General features: G+C 68.4%; 1 pseudogene. It reads left to right on the top strand.

The window, feature by feature from the left end:
* Nucleotides 1-3 precede the first annotated feature (3 nt).
* Nucleotides 4-11751 (top strand): annotated as a pseudogene (locus tag WMF22_RS13770) (non-ribosomal peptide synthase/polyketide synthase); the annotation flags it as partial.
* Between the last annotated feature and the right edge of the window lie 42 nt (nt 11752-11793).

Genomic DNA, 11793 nt, shown 5'->3' on the forward strand with positions numbered 1-11793 from the left:
TGTACGCGTGCTGAAAATTTCGTCGAGCTGCTCGCCGAGCGGGCGAGCGTCCACCCGGAGCGGGTCGCGCTGCGCTTCCTCACCGACGGGGAGAGCGCGAGCGAGGTGCTCACCTACAAGGAGCTCCACGAGCGGGCCTGCGCCATCGCGGCTCGTCTTCAGTCGCTGGCGCCGGCCGGGGAACGCGCGCTGCTCCTGTATCCGAGCAGCGCGGACTACGTCACGGCGTTCCTCGGCTGCCTCTATGCGGGGATGATCGCGGTGCCGGCGTACCCGCCGGAGTCGATGCAGCAGCAGCAGCTCGCCCGGCTGATGGCGGTCATCCGCGACGCCGCGCCGCGCTTCATCCTGACCGAGCGTGGCCTGCTGGAGCCCCTGCGGTCGCTGGGTCAGCACGTGCCCCGCGCGTCGTCGATCGAGCTCGTCTCGACGGATGACATCCCGACGTCCGACGCAACGGCGTGGCGCATGCCGTCCTTGCGCGAGGGGAGCATCGCCTTCCTGCAGTACACGTCCGGATCCACCTCCGCGCCGAAGGGCGTCATGGTGGGGCACGACAACCTGATCGCCAACGAGCGCTCGATCCGCGAGGCGTTCATGATGGACGACAGCGACGTCGTCGTGAGCTGGCTGCCGCTGTTCCACGACATGGGCCTGATCGGCACGCTGCTGCAACCGCTGTTCAGCGGGCTGTCGATGGTGCTGATGGCGCCGCAACGCTTCATCGAGCGGCCCATCCGCTGGTTGCAGGCGATCTCGACGTACGGCGGCAGCGTCAGCGGCGGGCCGGACTTCGCGTACCGGCTGTGCGTCGAGCGGATAAAGCCCGGCATGCTCGATGGGCTGGATTTGCGGTCATGGCGGCTCGCGTTCTCGGGGGCCGAGCCGGTGCGAGCCAGCACGCTGCGGGCGTTCTCCGAGAGGTTCGCGGGCGTGGGGTTCGACGCGCGGGCGCTGTACCCGTGTTACGGACTGGCGGAGGCGACGCTCATCGTCGCGGGGGTACGGCGCGGCGACGGCGTGACGTCGACGTCGTTCGACGCGCGTGGGCTCGCGAAGGACGTCGCGATCCCGGCGGACGGCGAGCGCGAAATCGTCGCCTGCGGCAAGGCGCAGTCGCTGCACGAGATCGTCATCGTCGAGCCTGACACAGGCCGCGCCCTCGAGCCCGGGCGCATCGGCGAGATCCAGGTATCCGGCCCGAGCGTGGCGCACGGCTACTGGCAGAACGCCGACGCCACGCAGCGGACCTTCACGAGCAGGGAGGGCCGCGTCTACCTGCGCACCGGAGATCTCGGCTTCCAGCACGAGGGCAGCCTCTTCATCACGGGTCGGTTGAAGGACCTCATCATCGTGCGCGGACACAACCTCTACCCCCAGGACCTCGAGAGGACCGTCGAGGATCAGGTGGAGGTGGTGCGCGCAGGGCGGGTCGCCGCGTTCTCCGTCGAGGTCGACGGGCAAGAGGGAATCGGCATCGCAGCCGAGGTGAGCCGCCGTGCTCAGAAGCTGATCCAGCCGGAGGCGGTGTGCCGCGCCATCAACGAGGCGGTGGCGCAGGAGCACGGCGAGGCGGTCAGCGTCGTCCTGCTGTTGAACCCAGGGAGCTTGCCGATCACGTCGAGCGGCAAGCTCCGGCGAGCGGCGTGCCGCGCAGGGTGGGAGAAGAGCTCGCTGGACGCGTTCGCGGTGTACGAGCGCGGGAGCGTGCGGGGAATGACCGGCGGCGCGGGCGAGGTCGTCGCCGGGACAGCCGACGTGCAGTCCGAGACGGAGCGGCGCCTGTCGGACATCTGGCGCGACGTCCTCAAGGCGCCGGTCGTCCGGAGCGACGACACGCTCTTCTCGCTGGGAGGCAACTCCCTGTCTGCCGCGCAGATGCTCGCGCGCATCAACGAGGCGTTCGGCGTCCAGGTGGCGCTGCGGGCGTTGTTCGAGGCGCCGTCGCTCAAGGCGCTCGCGCGGGTCATCGAGCGATATCGGGCAGAGGGACGGCAGAGCGGACCCGAGCCGATCCCGCGCGTGGAGCGCGACGGCCGGATGCCGCTGTCCCACGGGGAGCGGCGCCTCTGGTTTTTATGGCAGCTCGATCCCAAGAGCACCGCATACACCGTCGCCGGGGCGCTGAGGCTCTCCGGGGAGCTCGACGTCCACTTCGTCAAGCGGGCGTTTCAAACCATCGTCGCCCGCCATGAGACGTTGAGGACGACGTTCCGGCAAGACGAAGGGCGAGCCTACCGCGTGATCGGCGACGCCGCGGAGCTCGACGTCCCCGTGGTGGATCTCCAGCACGAGCCGGCGGGCGAGCGGGCGGCGCTCGCGCGCGCGCTCCTGACGCGAGAGCTCGAGGACGGCTTCGATCTGGAGCGGGGGCCGCTCGTGCGGGTGAAGCTGCTGCGGCTGACGGAGCGCGAGCACGTGCTCCTCACGGTCGTTCACCACATCGTGTCCGACGGATGGTCGATGAACGTGCTGGCACGGGAGTTCGTGGACCTGTACGGCGCGTACCAGAGCCGCCGTGAGCCGGAGCTGCCGAGCCTGTCGGTCCAGTACGCCGATTATGCCGTCTGGCAGCGAACATGGCTGGAGTCCGGAGAGCTCGAACGCCAGCTCGCCTACTGGAAGAGGCGGCTCGGCGACGAGCATCCGGTGCTGGAGCTCTCGCCTCGCCCCCGGCCTCCGGCGCTGAGCCATCGGGGCGCGACGATCCGCTTCGAGATCGACGCGAGGGTGGCCGCTCGCCTCAGGGAGCTCGCGCTCGCGCGGAACGCGACGCTCTTCATGGTGTTGCTCTCGGCGTTCAAGGTGCTGCTCGCGCGGCACTCCGGGCAGACCGAGGTTCGCGTCGGGGTCCCGAGCGCCAACCGGAGCCGCCTGGAGACGGAGCGGCTCATCGGGTTCTTCGTCAACACCCACGTGCTCCGGACCCATGTGCATGGCGGCGTGCGCTTCGACCTCCTCTTGGAGCAGGTGAAGGAGGCCTGGCTGGGCGCGGAGGCGCATCAGGACGTGCCCTTCGAGAAGCTCGTGGAAGCGTTGAATCCGGAGCGCAGCCTGAGCCATAACCCCCTGTTCCAGGTGATGTTCAATCACCAGAGGCTCGACGACGCCGCGCTGGGGGAGCTCGCCGGGCTTCGCATCGAGAGGCTGGAGCGCCCCGATACGGCGACGCAGTTCGACCTGTCGCTCGACACGTTGGAAGAGGGCGATCGACTGAAGGGAACCGTGACGTACAGCACGGATCTATTCCACCACGACGAGGTCGCGCGGATGGTGCAACGCTGGATGCACCTGCTCCAGGCGATCGGGGAGGACCCTGCCGCGCGCGTCGGGCAGCTCTCGATGCTGGGCGAATCGGAGCGCTCGGACGTCCTCGTGAAGTGGAACGCGACACGGCTGGAATACCCGAGGGACCGCTGCCTTCACGAGCTCATCGAGGAGCAGGCCGGGCGCAGTCCGAGGGCGGTGGCGGTGTCGTACGAAGACGACGTCTTGAGCTATACGGAGCTGAACGCGCGAGCGAATCAGCTGGCGAGGAAGCTGCGCGAGCTCGGCGTGGGCCCGGACTCGCTGGTGGGCATCCACATGGAGCGGTCGCTCGACCTCGTGGTCGGCCTGCTCGGGATCTTGAAGGCGGGCGGAGCGTATGTGCCGCTGGACCCCGAGTACCCGGCGGACCGGCTCGCGTACATGGTGAAGGAGGCGCGACCGAAGGTGGTTCTGACGCAGGAGCGACTCCTCGGAGAGGTGCCGACCTCTGGAGCGCTCGCGTGGTGCGTCGACCGGGACTTTCGCGAGGTGGCGGGCTACGGCGCGGAGAACCTCGCGAGCGTCACGCACCCGGAGAACCTGGCCTATTGCATCTACACGTCGGGCTCGACGGGCAAGCCGAAGGGCGTGGCCGTATGTCACCGCGGGGTCGTCAACTTCCTGAGCACGATGAAGGAGAGCCCCGGTATCGGCTCGAGCGACTGCGTCCTCGGGCTGACCTCGCTGTCGTTCGACATCGCGGGGCTGGAGCTTTACCTGCCGCTCCTCGTGGGCGCGCGGATCGCGCTGGTGGGGCGCGCTGTCGCGTCGGACGCCGAAGCGCTGCTCGATCGCGTGCAGCGGCAGGCCGTCACGGTCATGCAGGCGACGCCGGCGACGTGGCGGATGCTGAGCCAGTCACCTGGATTCGCGGCGATGCCGAGGTGCAAGGTGCTGTGCGGAGGGGAAGCCTTGCCACCGGATCTGGCGAAGGAGCTCACGCGAAAGGCGGATCGCATCTGGAACCTGTACGGTCCGACGGAGACGACGATCTGGTCGTCGCGTCACGAGCTCGACGGGGAGGACGCAGAGCCGCTCGTCGGACGGCCCGTCGGAAACACGACGATCTTCTTGCTGAACGAGATGATGGGCCCGGTGCCGGTCGGCGTGGTCGGAGAGCTCTACATCGGAGGAGACGGGCTCGCCCGCGGCTATCTGAACCGCCCGGACCTCACGGCGGAGCGCTTCGTGCCGAATCCGCTCGGCAGCGCGGCGGGAGAGCGGCTTTATCGAACCGGCGATCTGGCGCGGTACCGAGAGGACGGTGTCATCGAGTACGTCGGCAGGTGCGACCATCAGGTGAAGATCCGCGGCTACCGCATCGAGCTCGGCGAAATCGAGGCGCGGCTGGCCGCGCATGAGGCCGTCGAGGAGGCGGCGGTGCTCGCGCGGGAGGACGCACCGGGGGTCAAGCGGCTCGTGGCGTACGTCGTGCCCGGTCCTGGGCTTGTCGACTCGACCGAGGGCCGGGGGCCGCTGGAGGCGCAGCTCCGTGATCGGCTCCAGGCCGAGCTGCCGGAGTACATGGTTCCTCATCAGTACGTCATCCTGGACAAGCTGCCGCTGACCGCGAACGGCAAGCTCGATCGGAAGGCGCTTCCGGCCCCGACCGCGAGCGTGGGACAGAGGAGCTTCATCGCGCCGGAGCGCGAGATCGAGCGCGCTCTGGCGGAGCTCTGGGCGGAGATGCTCGGTGTCGAGCGAGTCGGCATGTCCGACGACTTCTTCGAGCTGGGAGGTCATTCCTTGCTCGCCACGCAGGTGACCTCGAGGGTCAAGAAGCGCTTCGACGTCGAGCTGCCGGTGCGCGCCTTGTTCGAGGCGAGGACGCTCGCTGCCTTCGTCGCGCGGTTCGAGCAGGCGGCCTCGGGAGGAGCGACGAGCAGGCAACCGCCGCTGGCGCTCGTGGATCGCGGGCAGCGTCTGCCGATGTCGTACGCGCAGCAGCGCCTGTGGTTCCTGTGGCGGCTGTCGCCGCAGAGCGGCGCGTACAACATCTCGGCGGCCGTCAGGCTGACGGGCGCGCTGAACCTCGAGGCGCTGGAGAGTACGTTCACGGCGCTTGTGGCGCGGCACGAGGCGCTGCGCACCAGGTTCGAGGAGGAGGAGGGACAGGGCTACCAGGTGATCGGCGAGGCGTCCTCCGTCCAGATCCCCGTGGTCGACCTGAGCGCTCTCCCGGAGGGCGAGCGTGAGGAGCGAGCGCGACGGCTCGTGGAAGAGGACGGCGAGAAGCCGTTCGATTTGACGTGTGACTCCCTGTTGCGAGTCAAGGTGCTCCGGCTCGCGGAGCGGCAGCACGTGCTCGCCGTCACGGTACACCACATCGCTTCAGACGGCTGGTCGATGAACGTGCTGCTGGCGGAGTTCTCGCGCCTGTACGGCGCGTACAGCAGGAACGTCGAGCCGGACCTGCCGAGCCTTCCGATCCAGTATGTGGATTACGCGATCTGGCAACGGCGGTGGCTGGAGTCGGGGGAGCTCGAGCGGCAGCTCGTGTACTGGAAGGGACAGCTCGGGGAGGAGCACCCGCTGCTCGCGCTGCCGACGGACCGCCCGCGACCCGCGATACAGAGCTACCGAGGCGCCACGTTCCGTTGCGAGATCGACGAGGCGCTGTGCGCTCGGCTCAGAGACCTCGCGCAGGAGCGGGGGGCAACGCTGTTCATGGTGCTGCTCTCCGCCTTCAGCGTGCTGCTGTGCCGCTACTCCGGGCAGAAGGAGGTCCGCGTCGGTGTTCCCAGCGCCAACCGGAATCGCGTCGAGGTCGAGCCGTTGATCGGGCTCTTCGTCAACACCCATGTATTTCAGATGCGGGTTGACCGAGCGGCGAGCTTCGAGGAGCTGCTCGAGCGGGGGAAGGAGGCGACGCTCGGCGCGCAGGCGAACCAGGACGTCCCGTTCGAGCGGCTGGTGGACGTACTGAACCCGGAGCGCAGCCTGAGCCACAACCCGCTGTTTCAGGTCCTGTACAACCACCAGAAGCACGAGCACGGGGGATTCGAGAGCATCTCCGGGCTTCGGGTCGAGAAGCTGGCGCGCCCCAGCTCCTCGACGCAGTTCGATCTGTCGCTCGACACAACGGAGGAAGGACGCGGCCTGAACGTCGCGCTGACGTACAGCACGGATCTGTTCGATGGGTCGACCATCGAGCGGATGGCGCGCCACTTCCGAAACCTCCTTCAGGGGATCGTCTCGGGCCCCAGCGTGCCTGTGGGGCAGCTCCCGCTGCTCGATGCGGTGGAGCGCTCGAACGCGCTCGTGACGTGGAACGAGACGCAGCGCGCGTACCCTGGAGAGCGTTGCCTCCATGAGCTCATCGAGGCGCAGGTGGGGCGCACGCCGCACGCGATCGCTGTGTCGCACGAGGACAGAGCGTTGACCTACGCGGAGCTGAACGCGCGAGCCAATCGGCTGGCGAGAAGGCTGAGAGAGCTCGGGGTCGGGCCCGACGTGATGGTGGGCGTCCACGTCGAGCGCTCGCTGGAGATGGTGGTGGGCCTGCTCGGGATCTTGAAGGCAGGCGGGGCGTACGTGCCGCTCGACCCTGAGTACCCGGCGGACCGGATTTCGTACATGGTCGAGGACGCGCGGCCGAAGGTCCTGCTGACGCAGGACCGATTGGCCGGGAGAGGGCCGCGCACCGAGGCTCGGGTCTGGTGCCTGGATCGGGACTGGGGCGAGGTGGACGCGTACGACGCCGGCGACCTGACGAACCTCGCGGATCCGGGGCACCTGGCGTACTGCATCTACACGTCAGGCTCGACGGGCAAGCCGAAGGGAGTGACGATCTGCCATCGTGCGTTGGTCAACTTCCTGAGCACGATGAAGGAGAGCCCTGGCATGCAGCCGGACGACCGGTGCCTCGGCTTGACCTCGCTGTCGTTCGATATCGCCGGGCTGGAGCTGTACCTGCCGCTCATCGTGGGCGCGAGGGTCGTGCTCGTGGATAGAGCGGTGGCGTCGGACGCGGAAGCGCTCCTCGAGCGGATGGAGCGCGACGCGGTCACGGTCGTGCAGGCGACGCCGGCGACATGGCGGATGCTGAGCCAGGCGCCGAGGTTCGGCGCATTGCCCCCGTGCAAGGTGCTGTGCGGCGGAGAGGCGCTGCCGGCGGATCTCGCCGATACGCTCGTGCGAAAGGCGGGGCGTGTCTGGAATGTGTACGGTCCGACGGAGACGACCATCTGGTCGTCGCGCCACATGCTCGACCTGGAGCGTCCGGAGCCGCTGCTGGGCCGGCCGATCGGCAATACAGAGATGTTCGTCCTGGATGAGGTGATGAATCCAGCGCCCGTCGGCGTGATCGGGGACCTGTACATCGGAGGGGACGGGCTGGCGCGTGGGTACCTGAATCGCCCGGAGCTGACGGCGGATCGCTTCGTGCCGAGCCCGTTTGGCAGGGGACCCGGCGACAGGTTGTATCGTACAGGAGACCTGGCGCGGTACCGGGCGGACGGCGTGATCGAGTACGTCGGCAGGAGCGATCACCAGGTGAAGATCCGCGGGTACCGGATCGAGCTCGGAGAGATCGAGGCGCGGCTCCTGGACCAGGCGGGGGTCGCGGCGGCGGGGGTCGTGGCGCGTGAGGACGTGCCTGGTCAGAAGCGGCTCGTGGCCTACGTGGTCGCGGCGGAGCCCGGGTTCGAGTCGGCGGGGAGCGCGGAGCAGGACCGGTTTCGCGAGCAGCTCCGCGCCGCGCTGAGGGCGGTGTTGCCGGAGTACATGGTCCCGCCGGTGATCGTGCTGCTCGAGGCGCTGCCGCTGACGGCGAACGGCAAGCTCGACCGGAAGCGGCTGCCCGCGCCGGACGCGAGCCAGGCGCAGCGGGACTACGTCGCGCCGAGGAGCGCGCTGGAGCGAAGCCTCTCGGAGATCTGGGGGCAGGTGCTGCGCGTCGAGCGGATCGGCGTTCATGACAATTTCTTCGAGCTGGGAGGCGACTCGATCATCGCCCTCCAGGTGGTGGGGAAGGCGAGGAGCGCCGGTATCCAGCTTACTCCGCAGGATGTTTTTCAGCACCAGACGCTGGAGTCGCTGGCCTCGGCGGCGCGCGTCGGCGAGCCCTCGACGGCTCTGCCTGACACCGCAGGTGGTGACCCGAGCTCGGACGGCGAGCGGAGCGTCGCGGACCGGCTCACGCCGTCTGATTTTCCGCTCGCGGGGCTGACGCAGCAAGAGATCGACGCCCTGCCGGTGCCGGCCCGGGATGTCGAGGATATCTTCCCGTTGAGCCCCATGCAGCAGGGGCTCCTGCTGCACACGTTGCTCGAGCCTGGATCCGGCATCTACCTGATGCAGGATCATTACCGGCTGAGCAGCGGCATCGACCCCGAGGCGTTCATCGCCGCCTGGGAGCGTGTGATCGAGCGCCATCCGGCGCTGCGCGCCTCCTTTGTCTGGCAGTTCGAAGGCAAGATGCTGCAGATCATCCATCGCGCTGTCACTTCTCCCGTCCTGTATCTGGACTGGCGCGAGCTGAGCGGCGAGGAGCAGGAGCGACGCTTGCACGAGCTCTTGCAGGAGGAGCGCCGGCGAGGGTTCGACCTGAGCAGGGCGCCGCTCCTCTGCATCCGGCTGATTCGCACCGGGGAGACGACCTACAATTTCGTGAACAGCTACCACCATATCCTGATCGACGATTGGTGTCGCTCGCTCCTGTTCATGAACTTCTTCACGCTGTATCAGGCGTCGCTGGAGGGGCGCCGCGCGGCCCTGCCCCGACCCCCGCGGTTCCGGGATTTCATCGGCTGGCTGCAGCGCCAGGACGTCGACGCGGCGCGGCGGTACTGGCGCGAGGCGCTGGAGGGCTTCGAAGCGGCGACGCCGCTCGCGATCGACAGGCCGGTCCGGGACGGACAGGGCTTCTCACAGATCGCCGATCGCTTCGTGGACCTCACCGAGGAGGAGACCGCGCTTCTCCGCGCGCTCTCGCGCAAGCGTCAGCTGACGGTGAACTCGTTCGCGCAAGGCGCCTGGGCGATGCTGCTGTCCCAGTATAGCGGTCTCCGCGACGTCTTGTTCGGCGTGACGGTCGCAGGACGCCCGGCCGAGATAGCCAACATCCAGGACACGATCGGGCTGTTCATCAACACGATCCCGCTCAGGGTCCGGGTGCCGCCGCTCTCCGACAAGGTCCCGGTGGCGGATTGGCTGCGGCGCTTGCAGGACCAGAACGTCGCGATGCGACAGTACGAGCATCTGCCGCTCCTGGATATCCAGGCGTGCAGCGTCGTGCCCTACGGGCATGCGCTCTTTCAGAGCCTGTTCGTCTTCGAGAACGCGCCGCTGGACCATTCCCTGATCGAGCGGAGGACCGACTTCAGCGGCAACCGGACGCACACGAACTACCCGATCACCGTCGTCGTCGTCCCGGGTCGACGGCTGCGCCTGCAGATCTCGTACGACCAGAGGATGTTCGACGCGGATGACGTCGCCCGCATGCTGGCGCACTTTCAGCGCTTGCTGATGACCATGGCGCGCAACCCGGACGCGGAGCTGGGCAAGCTGCCGACCGCCGCGCCCGAGGAGGCGCGCCTCCTGAAGGCGTGGAACGACACGCGGCGTGACCACCGCCTCGAGCGCGGCTTCATCGGTCTCTTCGAGGAGCAGGTCGCGCGGTCTCCGGACCGGACAGCGGCGGCCTGCGAGGGCGAGGCGCTGAGCTACGGCGAGCTCGACAGGCGCGCCAGCCGCATCGGGCATGCGCTCAGGCGAGCCGGGGTCAAGCCCGGCGAGCTCGTCGCGGTGCTCGCCGGGCGCGGGCTCGAGATGCTCTGCATGATCCTCGGGGTCTTCAAGGCAGGCGCAGCGTATCTGGCGCTGGACGACAAGCATCCTGCCGAACGGACAGCACAGATCCTGAGGCTCGCCGGAGCCTCGGTGGTCCTCAGCGACGCGCCGCACGCCACGGCGATCGAGGCGACGGTAGCGCGTCTGTCGCCGCCACGACCGTCGATCCTCCGCCTGGAGTCCGCCTCGTCGGCGGACCTCCCCGAGCGAGCGGCGGCGGCGGGCGCTGTCCCTCGAGATCAGCTCGCCTACGTGATCTTCACCTCCGGTTCCACGGGAGCTCCGAAGGGCGCGATGGTGACGAGCCAGGGCATGCTCAACAACCAGCTGAGCAAGATCCCGTTCCTCGATCTGTCCGAGGACGACGTCATCGCGCAGACCGCCTCGCAGAGCTTCGACATCTCGGTCTGGCAGTTCCTGGCGGCGCTCTTGTTCGGGGGACGCGTGGAGATCGTGCCGGACGACATCGCGCGCGATCCCGTCGCGCTCCTGGAGCATGTGCAGAAGACGGGGATCACCGTGCTCGAGAGCGTGCCGTCGCTGATCGAGGGCATGCTCCTTCAGCCGCCCGTGGCCTTGCCCCGGCTGCGCTGGATGCTTCCGACCGGTGAGGCGATGCCCCCGGAGCTGGCTCGCCTCTGGTTCGAGCGGTACCCGGATATCCCCCTGGTGAACGCCTACGGCCCCGCGGAGTGCGCCGATGACGTCGCGCTGCATCGAATCGACGGACCTCCGCCGGCCGACACGCTCCGCTTGCCGATCGGTCGCCCGACGGACAACACCCGCCTTTACGTGGTGGACGCCGCGCTGCGACCGGTCCCTGTCGGCGTGACGGGGGAGCTGTGCGTCGCCGGCGTCGGGGTCGGTCGTGGCTATCTCGGAGATCCCGCGCAGACCGCCGAGGTCTTCGTGCCCGATCCGTACGCGGAGGACGCAGGAGAGCGGCTGTACCGGACCGGCGATCTCGCGCGCTATCGCCCAGACGGCCTCCTCGAGTACGTGGGCCGCGTCGATCAGCAGGTGAAGATCCGCGGTCATCGGATCGAGCTCGGCGAGATCGAGGCGCGGCTCGTCGAGCACGACGGAGTCCGACAAGCCGCTGTGCTGGTGCGCGAGGACGCGCCCGGGGAGAAGCGGCTCGTGGGGTATCTCGTCCGCGCGGAGACCGCGGAGCCGGAGGCGCACGCGTTCCGGGAGCAGCTGCGCACATGGCTGAAAGGCGTGTTGCCGGAGTACATGGTTCCGCCGGTGTACGTGCTCCTGGATCAGCTTCCGCTGAACGCGAATGGGAAGGTGAACCGCAAGGCGCTGCCCGCGCCTGACACGCAGGACACGCAGAAGCGCTACGTGGCGCCGAGGAACGATCTGGAGCGGAGGCTCTCGGAGATCTGGTCCGAGGTGCTCGGGGTCGAGCGCGTCGGTGTCCACGACGACTTCTTCGAGCTGGGAGGCCACTCGCTCCTGGCCGTCCAGATCGCGTCGCGTGTCCGCCAGCGCCTCGCCATCGAGCTCCCCTTGAGCACGCTGTTCAAGGCGACATCGATCGCGTCGTTCGCCGAGATCATGGAGCGGGAATATGACGACTCCGACGCAGCCGCGGAGATGGCTGTGATGTCGGAGCTCTTGGAGGAGCTGGAGCAGGCCCAATGACCGAAGTCGCGAGCAGCAAGACCCGACAGATGAGAGAGATCG

This window comes from Sorangium sp. So ce204, from assembly GCF_051526795.1.
GTDB lineage: Bacteria > Myxococcota_A > Polyangia > Polyangiales > Polyangiaceae > Sorangium > Sorangium cellulosum_B.